Annotated in this window: 11 protein-coding genes and 2 pseudogenes; 7 read left to right on the forward strand and 6 right to left on the reverse strand. The window is 73.2% G+C overall.

Annotated elements, in window-relative coordinates; genetic code table 11:
* The first annotated feature begins 223 nt into the window (after positions 1–223).
* A complete protein-coding gene (locus ACFUJR_RS10710) occupies positions 224–1,552 on the forward strand; it encodes a DUF6986 family protein (protein ID WP_383170327.1) in 1,329 nt (442 codons plus the stop codon).
* Between the two features lie 229 nt (positions 1,553–1,781).
* On the opposite strand, the gene ACFUJR_RS10715 is transcribed toward ACFUJR_RS10710, so the two are convergent.
* Positions 1,782–2,816 (reverse strand): LacI family DNA-binding transcriptional regulator, encoded by a 1,035-nt coding sequence (locus ACFUJR_RS10715; protein WP_383170325.1) that lies wholly within the window; start codon positions 2,814–2,816, stop codon positions 1,782–1,784.
* Positions 2,817–2,945: 129 nt separating this feature from the next.
* Here ACFUJR_RS10715 and ACFUJR_RS10720 point away from each other — a divergent pair, with 129 nt between their 5' ends.
* The gene (locus ACFUJR_RS10720) at positions 2,946–3,875 is read left to right on the forward strand and encodes an ROK family protein (RefSeq protein ID WP_383170323.1); all 930 of its coding nucleotides are present in this window, start codon (positions 2,946–2,948) and stop codon (positions 3,873–3,875) included.
* Positions 3,876–4,454: 579 nt separating this feature from the next.
* A complete protein-coding gene (locus ACFUJR_RS10725) occupies positions 4,455–5,492 on the forward strand; it encodes an NUDIX domain-containing protein (RefSeq protein WP_383170321.1) in 1,038 nt (345 codons plus the stop codon).
* A 413-nt stretch (positions 5,493–5,905) separates the two neighbouring features.
* Here ACFUJR_RS10725 and ACFUJR_RS10730 read toward each other — a convergent pair whose 3' ends face one another.
* Positions 5,906–7,270: a dipeptidase gene (locus ACFUJR_RS10730; RefSeq protein WP_383170320.1), complete on the reverse strand. Its 1,365-nt coding sequence runs from the start codon at positions 7,268–7,270 to the stop codon at positions 5,906–5,908.
* A gap of 157 nt (positions 7,271–7,427) precedes the next feature.
* Here ACFUJR_RS10730 and ACFUJR_RS10735 point away from each other — a divergent pair.
* A pseudogene (locus ACFUJR_RS10735) lies at positions 7,428–8,657 on the forward strand (geranylgeranyl reductase family protein); the annotation flags it as partial.
* A 346-nt stretch (positions 8,658–9,003) separates the two neighbouring features.
* Here the strand turns inward: ACFUJR_RS10735 and ACFUJR_RS10740 are convergent.
* Positions 9,004–9,465, reverse strand: coding sequence for a nitroreductase family deazaflavin-dependent oxidoreductase (locus ACFUJR_RS10740; RefSeq protein ID WP_383170318.1), 462 nt, complete (start codon positions 9,463–9,465; stop codon positions 9,004–9,006).
* Positions 9,466–9,611: 146 nt separating this feature from the next.
* Here ACFUJR_RS10740 and ACFUJR_RS10745 point away from each other — a divergent pair, with 146 nt between their 5' ends.
* Entirely contained in the window at positions 9,612–10,313 is a 702-nt protein-coding gene (locus ACFUJR_RS10745) for a TetR/AcrR family transcriptional regulator (RefSeq protein ID WP_383170316.1), read from the forward strand.
* Positions 10,314–10,435: 122 nt separating this feature from the next.
* Positions 10,436–10,582, forward strand: a pseudogene (locus ACFUJR_RS10750) (LuxR C-terminal-related transcriptional regulator); the annotation flags it as partial.
* A gap of 53 nt (positions 10,583–10,635) precedes the next feature.
* Here ACFUJR_RS10750 and ACFUJR_RS10755 read toward each other — a convergent pair.
* The 3 genes from ACFUJR_RS10755 to ACFUJR_RS10765 form a co-directional block, all read right to left on the reverse strand.
* The gene (locus tag ACFUJR_RS10755) at positions 10,636–11,403 is read right to left on the reverse strand and encodes a maleylpyruvate isomerase family mycothiol-dependent enzyme (protein ID WP_383170314.1); all 768 of its coding nucleotides are present in this window, start codon (positions 11,401–11,403) and stop codon (positions 10,636–10,638) included.
* 101 nt (positions 11,404–11,504) lie between these two features.
* Positions 11,505–12,722 (reverse strand): MFS transporter, encoded by a 1,218-nt coding sequence (locus ACFUJR_RS10760; RefSeq protein ID WP_383170312.1) that lies wholly within the window; start codon positions 12,720–12,722, stop codon positions 11,505–11,507.
* Positions 12,723–12,911: 189 nt separating this feature from the next.
* Positions 12,912–13,553 carry an endonuclease gene (locus tag ACFUJR_RS10765; protein WP_383170310.1) on the reverse strand — a complete coding sequence of 214 codons (642 nt, stop codon included), beginning with the start codon at positions 13,551–13,553 and terminating at the stop codon, positions 12,912–12,914.
* An 84-nt stretch (positions 13,554–13,637) separates the two neighbouring features.
* On the opposite strand from ACFUJR_RS10765, the gene ACFUJR_RS10770 reads away from it, so the two are divergent.
* Positions 13,638–14,864, forward strand: a complete 1,227-nt coding sequence (locus ACFUJR_RS10770) for an ROK family protein (RefSeq protein WP_383170308.1) — start codon at positions 13,638–13,640, stop codon at positions 14,862–14,864.
* Positions 14,865–14,875 lie beyond the last annotated feature (11 nt).

Here is a 14,875-nt window from a genome sequence, read left to right on the forward strand (position 1 = left end):
GAGAGGGGGTGATACACCTTATCGACCCAGCCAAAAAGAGAACAGGGGGGCCGAAACACGGGGGGATCGGCCCGTGGGTTGGGTTGGGTCGGGGGCCGGGGGGGGGGGCCCCCCCACTTCCCCCCCGGCCGTTTCGGACACCCATTGACGCAGGTCCCGACCGGCTACTAACTTCGCTATACGGATTGTTGATTCCGTGAAGCGGAAAACAGGAGGATGTGGGATGGGTCAGCAGGAGAAGGTGTCGACGAGCCTCGCCGGAGCGGTCAGCGAGGGCATCAGCGCCTCCCTCGCAGCGGTGGACGCCGAGCTCGACCGGCGCTACCCGGGCGACCCGGGCACCCGCCAGCCCGTCCACACCGTCTACGTCCCCGGCAACGTCTTCGACGCCGGAACCATCCGCTCCTGGGGTGACCAGGCCCTCGCCGCCCTGGACGAGCACGCCCCGGACGCCGACTCCTTCGCCGAGGTCCTCGGCCTCTCCCACGACCTCGCCGAGGACGTCTACGGCCGTGTGCGCGCCAAGCTGGAGCGCGAGCCGATCGAGGACCTCCGGGTCGACTTCGAGGACGGGTACGCGGGCAAGGACGGGGCCGCCGAAGACGCCGACGCCGCCCGCACCGCCCGGCTGATCTCGGAGGCGTACGCGGGGGGCACCTCCCAGGCCGGGAGCTCTGGGGGAGGCACGGCGGCCCCGTACATGGGTATCCGGATGAAGTGCATGGAGGCCGCCGTTCGCGACCGCGGCATCCGCACCACCGACGTCTTCCTCACCGGTCTCCTCGAGCACGGCGGCCTGCCCGACGGCCTCGTCCTCACCCTTCCCAAGGTGACCTACCCCGAGCAGGTCTCCGCCTTCGTCCGCCTTCTGGAGGCCTTCGAGAAGGCCCACGGCCTGGACGAGGGCCGCCTGGGCTTCGAGATCCAGATCGAGACCAGCCAGTCCATCCTCGCCGCAGACGGCACCGCCGCCGTCGCGCGCATGATCGGCGCCGCCGAGGGCCGTGCGACCGGACTGCACTACGGCACCTTCGACTACAGCGCCTGCCTCGGCGTCTCCGCCGCCTACCAGGGCAGCGACCACCCGGCCGCCGACCACGCCAAGGCGGTCATGCAGGTCGCTGCCGCGGGCACGGGCGTACGGGTCTCCGACGGTTCCACCAACGTCCTCCCGGTCGGCTCCACCGAGCACGTGCACGAGGCCTGGCGCCTGCACTACGGCCTCACCCGCCGCGCGCTGGCCCGCGCGTACTACCAGGGCTGGGACATGCACCCGGCCCACATCCCGACCCGGTACGCCGCCGTCTTCGCCTTCTACCGCGAGGGCTTCGAGGCCGCCGCCAAGCGCCTCTCGGCCTACGCCAACCACGCCGGCGGCGACGTCATGGACGAGCCCGCCACGGCCAAGGCGCTCAGCTCCTACCTCCTGCGCGGCATCGACTGCGGCGCCCTGGACACCGCCGAGGTCGACGCCCTCACGGGCCTGTCCCGCGCCGACCTGGACCGCTTCGCCGCCCCGCGCCGCGGCGACCTCACGGCGACGGCGCAGTAACCCCGAGCCGTTCGCGCACCCCCCGGTGACGAGTGACCCCGCCCCGTTCTCGTACGCGTTCATCGCACGCGTACGGACGGCGGGGCGACCAGGTGTTCAGGCGCCTGGGCAAGGCCGGTCCGTCGGCGCCCGCCCGCCGCGCGGGGTGCGGCGGAGCCCCGCCGTCCGCGGAACGTCACCGTCCGCACGCCCCGGCTCCACCGGGGGGCCGGCTCTGCCCGGGTCCTGGCTACGCGGGCGGCGGCGGGATCTCGCCGGAGCCGCGCGGGATCAGCCGGGTGTCCAGGACGACACGGGTCGGCTCGTCGTCGAAGCCGTCGAGGCGGCGGAAGAGCCGCTCCGCCGCCGTGCGGCCCAGGGCCGCCGCGTCCTGGGCGATCACGGTGATGCCGAGGAGATCGGCCAGTTCGATGTCGTCGAAGCCCACGAGGGCCACCGGACGGTCGCGATCGGCCAGGGTGCGGACCGCCGTGACCGTGACCCGGTTGTTGCCCGCGAAGAGCGCCGTCACCGGCTCCGGGCCGGAGACCATCGCGGTCACCGCCGCCCGGACCCGGTCGGGGGCGGTCGGCCCCAGCGAGACCCACGAGGGGTCGACGTCGAGCCCCGCGTCCTCCATCGCCGACCGGTATCCGCGCAGGCGCTCCGTCGCCGTGTGGATGCGGGGCTGGTCGCCGACGAAGCCGATCCGGCGGTGCCCGTGCGCGATCAGATGGGCCACGCCCTCGCGCGAGCCCCCGAAGCTGTCCGACAGGACGACGTCGGCGTCGATGCTCCCCGCAGGGCGGTCCACGAAGACCGTGGCGACACCCGCCTTGATCTCCGGTTCGAGGTAACGGTGGTCCGTACCGGCCGGGATGACGATCAGTCCGTCGACCCGCCGCGCGCACAGTGCGAGGGCCAGCTCCTGCTCACGCTCCGGGTCCTCCGCGCTGGAACCGTTGATGAGCAGGGCCCCGTGGGCTCGGGCGACCTCCTCCACGGCGCGGCTGAGCGGGCCGTAGAACGGGTCGGCGAGGTCTTCGAGGACCAGACCCACGGAGGCGGTACGGCCTTTGCGCAGCACGCGCGCGCTGTCGTTGCGCCGGAAGCCGAGCGAGTCGATGGCCTCCTGCACCCGGCGCTCGGTGTCGGGAGTGACCCCGGGTTCGCCGTTGACGACGCGGGAGACCGTCTTGAGCCCGACGCCGGCCCGCGCGGCGACGTCCTTCATCGTGGGCCGATTGCCGTAACGGTGCTCGGGGCGGCGGGCGGTGTCGGCCACAGTGCGCGAATCTCCTCGGTCTCGTCTCTGTCTCGTCCGAGCATAGGCCCTGGACAACGTTGTCAGAGCGCGGGAGACTGTACGTCACAGCGATCTGCACCCTCTCGCCCCTCTGGAGACACCGCGCACATGCAGACTGACCTCGTTGCCGCCCTGGACTTCGGCGGCACCAAGATCGCCGGTGCGCTGGTGGACGGCGCCGGCGGCGTTCTCGTACGGGCGCAGCGGCCCACTCCGGCGCGGGAGGACGGCGAGACGGTGATGCGTGCGGTCGAGGCGGTGCTCTCGGATCTGGCGGCCTCGCCGCTGTGGGACGAGGTGCACGCGGTAGGCATCGGCAGCGCGGGCCCCGTGGACGCCTCTGCGGGCACGGTCAGTCCGGTCAACGTCCCCGGCTGGCGCGGCTTTCCGCTGGTCGAGCGCGTTCACCGGGTGACCGGTGGACGGCCCGTGACGCTCGTCGGCGACGGCGTCGCCATGACGGCGGCCGAGCACTGGCAGGGCGCCGCCCGCGGCCACGACAACGCGCTCTGCCTGGTCGTCTCGACGGGTGTCGGCGGCGGTCTGGTGCTCGACGGTCGGGTACACCCCGGCCCCACCGGCAACGCGGGCCACATCGGTCACATCAGCGTCGACCTGGACGGGGACCCGTGCGCCTGCGGCGGCCGTGGCTGCGTCGAACGCATCGCCAGCGGGCCGCAGATCGCCCGCCGGGCCCTGGAGAACGGCTGGCGGCCGGGCCCGGACGGCGACGGCTCCGCCGCTGCGGTGGCTGCGGCCGCGCAGGCGGGGGAACCGATCGCCGTCGCGTCGTTCGAGCGTGCCGCGCGGGCGTTGGCCGCGGGTATCGCCGCCACGGCGACCCTCGTCGAGATCGACATCGCCGTCGTGGGCGGCGGTGTGGCGGGCGCGGGCGACGTGCTCTTCGCGCCACTGCGGCGCAGCCTGCGGGAGTACGCGACGCTGTCCTTCGTCCGGGACCTCGCCGTCGTCCCGGCGCTCACGGGAACGGACGCCGGCCTGCTCGGCGCCGCGGCGGCGGCCCGCAAAGTGGCCTGACGCGCGGGCTGGACCGAGCATGGTACGAGCGCCGCAGGCGGCGGCCCGCAAAGTGGCCTGACGCGCGGCCCGGACCGAGCACGGTACGAGCGCCGCAGGCGGCGCGTCCGAGCACCGCGCGCGGCCGGAAGCCACGCTCCACGCGCCGTCAGATCCTCCCCACAGCCGTTCCCGCCGTGCTCCCGGCAGCCGCCGTGGGCGGTGACGCCGGTGCGGCCCTGGTCGGCGTGCCCGCCCTCACCACGGCCTCCACCAGATGCGCCGGTCTCACCCTCTCCGGCGCCCTCTGCTCCACGATCACCAGAAACGTGTCCGAATCCAGGTCCATCACGACCTCCGCCGGGAGCCCCTCGTCGCGGCGTGCGCTCGCGAACTCCTCGGCGGGCCAGCTGCCCCGTGGACCTCCCGCGGGAAACCTCTGCAATACCGTACGGCTCAACTCCGCACCCCCTTGCCTCGCCGGTCCAACGAGAGTCCGTGCCGAAGTGTTACGCGGAGGCCCGCACGCCCGTTCGCGCGGGGGTTTCCATGGCAGGGTGTTGCGGGCAAGCCACTGTGGGCTACCGAAGAGGGGGAATCGTGATCGTCTGGATCAACGGTGCGTTCGGCGCGGGCAAGTCCAGCACCGCGCGCGAGCTGGTCGAGCTGATCCCGAACAGCACACTGTACGACCCCGAGCTCACCGGCGGTGGGCTGTGCCGACTGCTCCCGCGGAAGCGGCTCGACGAGGTCGACGACTTCCAGGACCTGCCGATCTGGCGCCGCATGGTCGTCGACACGGCCGCGGCCCTGCTCGCCGAGGTGGGCGGTGTCCTCGTCGTTCCGATGACGCTGACGCGGCAGGAGTACCGCGACGAGATCTTCGGCGGTCTGGCGGCGCGGCGGATCGAGGTGCGCCATGTGGTGCTCGTCCAAGATGAAACGATCCTGCGGACCCGGATCGACGGTCGCTCGCCGCAGGACGACGACCGGGAGAGCGCCGAGCGCGCCCGCCAGTGGTGCCACGACCACGTCGAACCCTTCCGCACCGCCCTGGACTGGCTCTCCGCCGACGCCTTCACCGTCGACAACACGACGCTCACGCCCGCCGAGACCGCGGCCGCCGTCGTCGAGGCCATGCGCGCCGGCCTCGCCGCCCCCTGCGGCATCGTGCAGACCCCCGAACCCACCGGCGAGACACTGGCCGCGGGCGTACTCCTCTTCGACGAGCACGACCGGTTTCTGCTCGTCGACCCCACCTACAAGCCCGGTTGGGAGTTCCCCGGCGGTGTCGTCGAACCCGGCGAGCCACCCGCCCGCGCCGGGATGCGCGAGGTCGCCGAGGAGATAGGGATAGAACTCGATGTCGTACCGCGGCTGCTGCTCGTCGACTGGGAACGCCCGCAGCCGCCCGGCTACGGCGGCCTGCGCCTCCTCTTCGACGGCGGTCTGCTCTCCACGGCCGAGGCGGACCGACTCCTGCTCCCCGGCGCCGAGCTGCGCGGCTGGCGGTTCGTGACGGAGGACGAGGCCGCCGAACTGCTGCCGCCGGTCCGCTACCGCCGCCTCCGCTGGGCCCTCCGTGCCCGCGAGAGAGGCACGGTGCTCAACCTGGAGGCCGGCGTCCCCGTCGGCTGACGCGACCGCCGGACCCCAGGGCCCCGGACCCCGCCGGACCCCTTCGCGGGCACGCACCAGGCCGCCGGGCGCCGTTCGCGGGCGCGCACCCTGGCGTCGGGCGCCCGCGGGCGCCGGGCGCCGTTTCCGCGAACCCGTGCGCGGCCAACGGGGCGCCGTTCCACGGACTTGTACCCGTATCGCCGTCTCGATCTCGTCCGCCGAGTCCACCCATCCGGCGTCGATCAGGGTCAACTCCTCGTCGTCCCGCCACAGGTAGTCCCCAGGCTACCGCTGGGAGGTGCCCCCAGGCCGATGGAGAAGTGCAGCATGTGCAGCCGGGGCGTGCTCTCGCTGAAGTCCATACGGCGGACCTACGTATCCGCGCAGGTCCGCCGTATGGTTCTACGCGCTCGGCGAGCTTCGCCGAACGCTTAACCCTGCTTCGAGCGGGCGTAATTCACCAGGAAGTGCGCCTCCGCCACCGCGAGGCGCTCCAGCTCCTCCGGCGACACCGACTCGTTCACCGCGTGGATCTGCGCCTCCGGCTCGCTCAGACCGATGAGCAGGATCTCCGCCTCGGGGTAGAGCGAGGCAAGCGTGTTGCAGAGCGGAATCGAGCCGCCCATGCCGGAGGACTGCATCTCCTGCCCGGGGTACGCCACCGCCATCGCCTCCGCCATCGAGACGTAGGCCGGGCTGGTCACGTCAGCCCGGAACGCCTGGCCCTGGCCGACCTGCTCGAAGGAGACCCGGGCGTTCCACGGCACACGCTTCTCGATGTGCGCGTACAGCAGCTTCGTCGCCTCGGCCGCGTCCTGGCCCGGCGGCACGCGCAGGCTGATCTGAGCCCGTGCCGTCGACGGGATCGACGGGGTCGCGCCCGCCACCGGGTGGCAGTCGATGCCGATGACGGTGACGGCCGGACGGGCCCAGATACGGTCGGCCACCGTGCCGTTGCCCGGCAGGCCGACGCCCGCCAGAACCTTCGCGTCCGCGCGGAAGTCGTCCTCCGGGTACTGCAGGCCCTCCCACACCGCGTCCGCCGGCAGACCGTCGATGACCGTGGAACCGTCCTCCGCGCGCAGCGTGTCCAGAACGCGGATCAGCGCGGCCAGCGCGTCCGGCGCGGCGCCGCCGAACATGCCGGAGTGCAGGTTGCCTTCGAGGGTGTCGATCTGGACGCGGATCATCGTCATGCCGCGCAGGGTCGCGGTGACCGTCGGCAGACCGAGCCGGAAATTGCCGGTGTCGCCGATCACGATGGCGTCGGAGGTGAGGAGTTCGGGGTGCGCCTCCGCGTACCGTTCCAGACCGCCCGTGCCCTGCTCCTCCGAACCCTCCACGATCATCTTGACCGTGACGGGCACACCGCCGTTCGCCTTCAGGGCGCGCAGCGCGAGCAGGTGCATGATGAACCCGCCCTTGCAGTCGGCCGCGCCCCGCCCGTACCAGCGGCCGTCCCGCTCCGTCAGGACGAACGGCGGGGTGACCCACGCCGACTCGTCCAGCTTCGGCTGTACGTCGTAGTGCGCGTACAGGAGGACGGTCGGTGCGCCGGCCGGGCCGGGGAGTATGCCGTACACCGACTGGGAACCGTCAGGGGTGTCCAGCAGGGCCACGTCCTGGAAGCCCTCGCCGCGCAGCGCGTCCGCCACCCAGTTCGCCGCGCCCTCGCACTCGCTCCGCGGAGCCACGGCCTCGTCCGCCACCGATTCGAAGGCCACGAGCTCCGTGAGCTCCGCCTTGGCACGGGGCATCAGCTCTGCGACGGTCTCGGCGATCGGATTCGCGGTCATGGGCACGCTCCTGGTGGGTGCGACGTTGTCAGGATGTTGCCGTATGTCGGTTGTACGGCGAACGTATCGCCGATCCTACGGCGCGGGCCCCCGGGGGCGGCGCCGTAGGATGCCCGAAGAGTTGGATCAACGTCCGGATCAGGAGCAGAAGCCCATCGTGAGCAGCGAGAACGCAGACGCCGAAGAGGTACGCGCGGAAGAGTCGGAGAAGGCCGCGACCGTGTGGGACGTGGTGGTCGTCGGCGCCGGCCCGGCGGGCGCGTCGGCGGCGTACGCGGCCGCGGTCGCCGGCCGCCGGGTGCTGCTTCTGGAGAAAGCCGAACTGCCGCGGTACAAGACCTGCGGCGGTGGCATCATCGGCCCCTCGCGGGACGCGCTGCCGCCCGGCTTCGAACTGCCCCTGCAGGACCGGGTGCACGCCGTCACCTTCTCCCTGAACGGCCGGTTCGCCCGGACGCGCCGTTCGCGCCGGATGCTCTTCGGGCTGATCAACCGGCCCGAGTTCGACGCCGGTCTCGTCGAGCAGGCGCAGAAGGCGGGAGCGGAGCTCCGTACGGGCGCCACCGTCTCCCGGGTCGAGCAGCACGGCCCGGCCGTGCCCGACCGGCGCACGGTCGCCATCGTGCTCGCGGACGGCGAGACGGTGCTGGCCAGGGCGGTCGTCGGAGCGGACGGCAGCGCGGGCCGGATAGGAGCCCACGTCGGGGTGAAGCTCGACCAGGTGGACCTCGGCCTGGAGGCGGAGATCCCGGTTCCGCCGTCGGTGGCCGAGGACTGGAAGGGGAGGGTCCTGATCGACTGGGGTCCGATGCCCGGCAGCTACGGCTGGGTGTTCCCCAAGGGCGAGACCCTCACCGTGGGCGTCATCTCGGCGCGCGGCGAGGGCGCCGCCACCAAGCGTTATCTGGAGGACTTCATCGCCCGGCTCGGGCTCGCGGGCTTCGAGCCGGAGATCTCTTCCGGGCACCTGACGCGCTGCCGGAGCGACGACTCGCCGCTGTCGCGCGGCCGCGTGCTCGTCTGCGGTGACGCAGCCGGCCTGCTGGAGCCGTGGACGCGGGAGGGCATCTCCTTCGCGCTGCGTTCGGGCCGGCTCGCGGGGGAGTGGGCGGTACGGATCGCCGAGGCGAACGACGCCGTCGACGCGCGGCGTCAGGCGCTGAACTACGCCTTCGCCATCAAGGCCGGCCTGGGCGTCGAGATGGCCGTCGGGCGGCGGATGCTCGCGCTGTTCGAGCGCCGGCCGGGGCTGCTGCACGCGACGATCACGGGTCTGCGTCCGGCCTGGAACGCGTTCACGGACATCACCCGGGGCTCGACCACGCTCGCCGGTCTGGTGCGCTCGAACGGGATCGCGCGACGGGCGCTGGACGTCCTGGACCGCCGGATGGGACCGATGGACGGGACGACGCTGCGGGGAGTCGCGCGGTCCGCGCCGTCGGCGGCTCCGGATGAGCTGCCGGACGGCCCGGAGGGCATGGCAGCGGACGGTACGCCGGGACCGGACGAGCTGCCGGACGGGTCGGGTACGGCGGGCTCCGCCGACGCGTCGGGCTCAGGCGGTTCGACGGACGGGGCGGCCGCGACGGGTTCGACGGACGGGGCGGCCGCGACGGACGGGGCGGCCGCGACCGGTTCGACGGACGCGAAGGACTCCACGGACACGGCGCACTCCACGGCTACGACGGGCTCCGGGGATACGGCGCACTCCACGGATACGACGGACTCCGGGGTCACACGGTCGGAGTGATCCGGAAGACCGGGTGCTTGGGGGCGATCGCGAGCAGTTCGGCGTCCGTGGAGTCCGGGCCGACCCCGCCGAAGAAGATGCCGACCTCCGCCTTCCACCGCTTCAGGTAGGCGCGGAGCAGTGCGGGCTTCTCGTCGTCGGTCAGCTCGACGGCGGCGAAGGGCTGGACGTGCTTGCCCAGGCGCAGCTCGCCGCCGCCGGCCGCGCGCATGTTGCGGGTCCACTGGACGTGGCCGCGCGGCGCCACCAGGTACTCGGAGCCGTCCAGGGTCAGCAGGTTGACGGGGGTGGTGCGCCACTCGCCGCTCTTGCGGCCCCGGACGGCGAGGACGCGGGAGCCCCAGACGCTGATGCCGCGGCGGGTCAGCCAGGCGACGCTCCGGTTCATCACGTTCACCGTGAACCAGCCGGGCTTCATGACATGGGTGTGGGGCTGAGCGGACATCGCATCCTCCAAGTGAAACCGTGAGCACTGCTCTCGCTTGAGATCAGTGTGCACGGAGTGGCGCTCCAAAGCAAGATCACCGCTCTCGTATTGGTGCGCTGCTCTCGTTTCGGTGCAGTGCTCCGAATGGTGGCACACTGACCTCCATGACCAGCGTCCAAGGAGCCCGCGCCCGCGCCCGGATCGAGATCACCGCCGCCATCAAGGACGAGGCCCGGAGGCAGCTCGCGGCCGAAGGCGCCGCCAAGCTCTCCCTGCGCGCCGTCGCCCGCGAGGTCGGCATGGTGTCGTCCGCGCTCTACCGGTACTTCCCCAGCCGCGACGACCTCCTCACCGCCCTCATCGTCGACGCGTACGACGCCGTCGGCACCGCTGCCGAGCAGGCCCTCGGCGCTCCGGGTCCCCGAAGGGTGGACCACCTCGCCCGCTGGACGGCCGTCTGCCGGGCCGTCCGTACCTGGGCGCTCGCCCATCCCCACGAGTACGCCCTGATCTACGGATCCCCGGTCCCCGGATACTCCGCCCCGCAGGACACCATCGGCCCCGCCTCGCGCGTCGCCCTCGTCCTGATCGGCATCGTCCGCGATGCCTACACCGCCGACGGCATCGCCCCGCCGCCGGTCCCCGAGGGTCTGCGCCCCGAGGCGGAGCGGATGGCCGCCGACTTCGCCCCCGATCTTCCGCCCGCCCTCGCCGTCGCCATGGTCGCCGTCTGGTCACAGCTCTTCGGACTGGTGTCCTTCGAGGTGTTCGGCCAGTTCAACCGGGTCGTCGAGGACCGCGAAACCTTCTTCGCCGCAGCAGCCGCCCGCCTGGGCCGCGACATCGGCCTCCTGCCCCGCCCGTAGCCGCCGGACGCCGTGTGCCGCGCGCGAGCGGCGGCACGCAGGCCGGTAGACGGAGGGGGGTCCGTACTCCGGCGGGAGTACGCGGGATGGCCACGCCAAGCCGGACATCGAGGTGACGGGGGAGCCCGCAGGAGATCGCCCGGCGCCTCGTGGTCAGCCCGCTGACCGCGAAGACGCACGTGAGCCGCACCATGGTGAAGCCCGGCGCCCGCGACCGCGCCCAACTGGTCGTGCCGGCCTACGAGTCGGGCCTGGTGTGCCCCGGCTAAGCTGGGCTGACCAGCGCCGTACCGGGGCCGGACGCGTCGCCGGGCCGTCACGATCAGGTGATCGCCGACTTCTCGCGCCAGAGCCGGGCGAGCGACGCGTCGCCCGCCATGCTCACGGCACCCTCGGGGAGTCGGTTCCAGAGCGTCAGGTAGAGCCGCTCTGCGGGTCCGCTCAGCTCGCAGTCCGCGGTGATCCCGGGATCCTCCGTGCCTCGCTCCGCGCGTGGCGGCTCCGGCGACAGCCGTACGGTCCACACGTCACCGGTGTCCGTGGCGCGGACGCTCAGGATCCGCGGCTCCGGCGTGCGTACCCGGCTGCGCTCACGGGAGTGGAAGGCGAGCAGCAGCTCGTCGATCCCGTCCGCTGCGAGCGCGGGGTCCACCGGCCCGGGGCGCCCGGACAGCGGCAGGGCGGACAGGGGCAGGGCGGACTCGGCGTCCGCGCGGTGCACGGCCGTCTCGTGCGCCTGCCGCCGCGCCCAGAAGGCCAGCGGGGAGGGCGCCGGCATGAACGTCCAGCACTCCAGCGACCCGGGCGCCGCCCGCAGGGCGTCGACGAGTCGGGTGTGTCCCTCACGGAAGTGGGCGAGGAGGGCCTCGCCGTCGAGATCGGGCTCGCCGCCGTCGGGGTGGTAGGAGGTGTACCCCTCGACGACGAAACCCGTCGCCCAGCGGTGCACCATCGTCGTGTGTCGCAGGAGGTCCCGTACCCGCCAGCCCGGACAGGTCGGCACCTCCGCGTCCGTCCCCGCCTCGGCCGCGGCGTCCGCCAGCATCCGGCCCGCCGTGTCCAGTGCCCCGATGTGCTCGTCTGTCGTCATGATCCGCATGAGGCGGATTCTGCCCCGGGCTCCGGACCGGGGCAGGGTGTTCGCTCGGGTTGCCCGACCGACTCCTCGGCCTCTCTCCTCGACCCGTCGTGTCAACCGGGCGTCGAGCCCTGGGCGTTCCGGGCCGCGTAGCCGATCACCGCGGCGCCGGCGGCGAGGACGGCGACCGTGGTGAGGGCGACGGGAAGAGAGAACCAGTCGGCCAGGAAGCCGATGGAGGGCGGGCCGAGCAGCATGCCGCCGTAGCCGAGGGTGGAGGCCGTGGCGACCCCGCTCGGACCGGCGAGCGCGCCCGCCCGAGCCACGGCGACGGGGAAGATGTTGGCCAGGCCGAGCCCGGTCACCGCGAAGCCGAGCAGGGCGGCCCAGACGCTGGGGGCGAGTGCTCCGAGCAGCATGCCGGCGGCGGCCGTCGCCCCGCCCGCGACGAGGGTGCGGGTCTGGCCGAGCCGTTCGAGCAGCGCGGTGCCGGACAGCCGGCCGACGGTCATCGTCAGCGCGAAGAGCGCATAGCCGGCCGCGGCGACGCCTGGGTGCGCGCCGAGGTCCTGCTCCAGGTGGAGCGCGCCCCAGTCGGCCAGGGCGCCCTCGCCGTACGCCGTGCAGAGCGCGATCACTCCGAAGACGACGACCAGCCCGCGCGAGCCTGCCCTGCTCCGGGTCCGGCCGGCGGCCGGGGTCGCCTCCGGCGGTGCGGGGGAGGGGTGGCGGAGCAGCACGGGACCGGCCGCGGCCGTCAGGAGAAGCCCGACGACCGTCAGGCCGAGGAGATGCGTGGCGGGGGACAGGCTCCCGGCCACGAGTCCGCCGAGACCCGCGCCGAGCATTCCGCCGAGGCTGAACGCCGCGTGGAGGGAGGGCATCACGGGGCGGCGCAGAGCCGCGACGAGGTCGACGGCGGCACTGTTCATGGCCACGTTGATACCGCCGTACGCCGCGCCGAAGACGAGCAGCACGAGGCCGAGGGAGAGCGGGGAGCGGGTGAGCGCGGGCAGGGCGATGGAGAGGGAGAGCAGGACGGCGGTGGCGACGGTGACGGCGTGGCTGCCGTGGCGTCGGCAGAGCCGCCCGGTCAGGGTCATGGTGACCACGGCTCCCGCGGACACCCCGAGAAGCGCGAGACCGAGGTCGCTGGCGGAGGCCCCGGTCTGCTGCTTGATGGCCGGGATGCGGACGACCCAGCCGGCGAAGAGGAAGCCGTCGAGGGCGAAGAAGAGGGTGAGGGCGGTGCGGAGGCGGGACAGGGAGGGGGCGGTGTCTCCGCCAGGTCCCCCCGGAACGGCCGTCCGTACTTTGTTTAGTAGCGGCACAAACTCAGGATAGGGGTCCGCCGGTACGGATTTCAACCGGAGCCCACGCGAGAGCGCCCGCCTTCCCCGACCCCCGCCACCCTCGGTCCGTGACGAGGCTGATCACCCTGATCGGGTTGATCAGGGTGATCAGGTGACCAGGGTGATCTGGATGATCAGGGTGATCTGGGTGATCAGGTGCCAGGGCGATCAGGGCGTGCTGTCGGATGCCCTGCCCGCCGAGGCGCGGACCAGGGCCGCCGCCACGGTCGGAAGCTCCTCACGAGGCACCAGTCGGGCAAGGGCTGCGGGGTCGGTGGGCAGACCCGTGCGGCGAGCGCCCTCCAGGACGCGATCGTCGAGGTAGGGCGCCAGTTCCGGCCAGATTCCCTGCGCCTCGCGGAGGAAGATGTCCGCGCCCGCGGGGCCGATACCGGGCATCTCCTGGAGCGCCTCGCGCAAGGCGTCCGCGTCGCCGTGCGCCGCCTCCCGCATCCTGCGCAGATCACCGCCGTACTTCTCCAGGACCAGCTCCGCCTCCTCGCCGAGCTGTGTCGCCGTCCGCTCGTCGTACCGGCGGTAGCCGCCCTCGCCCAGGGCGTCCACCCGCTGCTGCCAGGTCGCCTCCCGCATCCTCCGCGGGGTGCGCATCCCGGCCTCGAAGAGGGCCTCGGCCGCCGCGACGGCCGTCGCCGCGCGGATCCTGGCGCTCAGCAGATGGGCAAGGACCAGCAGCTGGTACAACGGCTGGGGGGTGTCCTTCAGCCGTATGCCGGCCTCCTGCGCGTACGTCCGGGAACTCTCGTCCTCCAGCAGCTCCCGCACACGGGCCGTCGTCGCGGTGCGCGTCATGGCACCTCCCTGTTCCGCCGCGCCGCTACCCGCCCTCGGACCGCGCAAACGGGTGCACCGCCCGATCATGGGAGACTCGCCCACATGAACGGCAAGGCGACCACGACCAAGACACGGCTGGACAGAGGGCGCGGCGCGCTCGGGCCCGCGCTGGAACTGGTGCATACGGGCCGTGCACCGACCCGCGCCGTGCTCACCGCCGAACTGGGCGTCACCCGCGCCACGGCAGGCGCCGTCGCCGCCGAACTCGAAGCCCTCGGCCTCATCCGCGTCGACTCCAACCCAGGCGCCGCCGCCGGATCCCAGGGCCGCCCCTCGCACCGGCTCGCCGTCGACGAGAAGGGCCCCGTCGCCCTCGCCGCCCAGGTCCATGCCGACGGCTTCCGCGCCGCGCTCGTCGGGCTCGGCGGCACGATCGTCGCCACCGCGCCCGGCTGTGTCACCGTCTCCGCCGACCCCGCGCAGGTCCTCGGCGCCGTCGTCGACGCGGGCGCCGCCCTGCTCCGCGAGAGCGGGCGCCGCTGTGTGGGAGCCGGTCTCGCCGCCCCCTCGGCGGTCGCCGAACCCGAGGGCACCGCCCTCAACCCGCTCCACCTCGCCTGGCCCGCCGGAGCGCCGGTACGCGAGATCTTCGCCGAACGCGTACGGGCCGCGGGCATCGAAGGCCCCGCCTTCACCGGTAACGACGTCAACCTCGCCGCCCTCGCCGAGCACCGGCACGGCGCCGGACGCGGGGCCAGGGACCTCCTGTGCGTGGCCACCGGCCACCGGGGCGTCGGCGGCGCCCTCGTCCTCGACGGGCGGCTGCACACGGGCAGTTCGGGCCTCGCCCTGGAGGTCGGGCACGTCACGGTCAACCCCGAGGGCCGCCCCTGTCACTGCGGCAGCCGCGGCTGCCTCGACGTGGAGACCGACCCCCTCGCCTTCCTCACCGTGGCGGGTCGCGCCCCGGGGCCGGAGGTGTCACTGCTGCAGCAGTCCCGCGACCTGCTCCGCACCAGCCCCGACGACCCGGGGGTGCGCGCCGCCACGGAGGAGCTGATCGACCGTCTGGGGCTGGGCCTCGCGGGCCTGGTGAACATCCTCAACCCCGACCGGATCATCCTCGGCGGCCTGCACCGCGAACTGCTCGACGCGGACCCGGACCGCCTGCGCGCGGTCGTCGCCGACCGCAGCCTGTGGGGGCGCAGCGGCGGTGTGCCGATCCTCGCCTGCACCCTCGACCACAACAGCCTGGTGGGCGCGGCGGAGCTGGCCTGGCAGCCGGTCCTGGACGACCCCCTGGCGGCCTTGGGCCGGCCGGCCGTCTGACCTGCGCGCCG

The sequence above is a fragment of the Streptomyces sp. NPDC057271 genome (assembly GCF_042668715.1).
GTDB lineage: Bacteria > Actinomycetota > Actinomycetes > Streptomycetales > Streptomycetaceae > Streptomyces.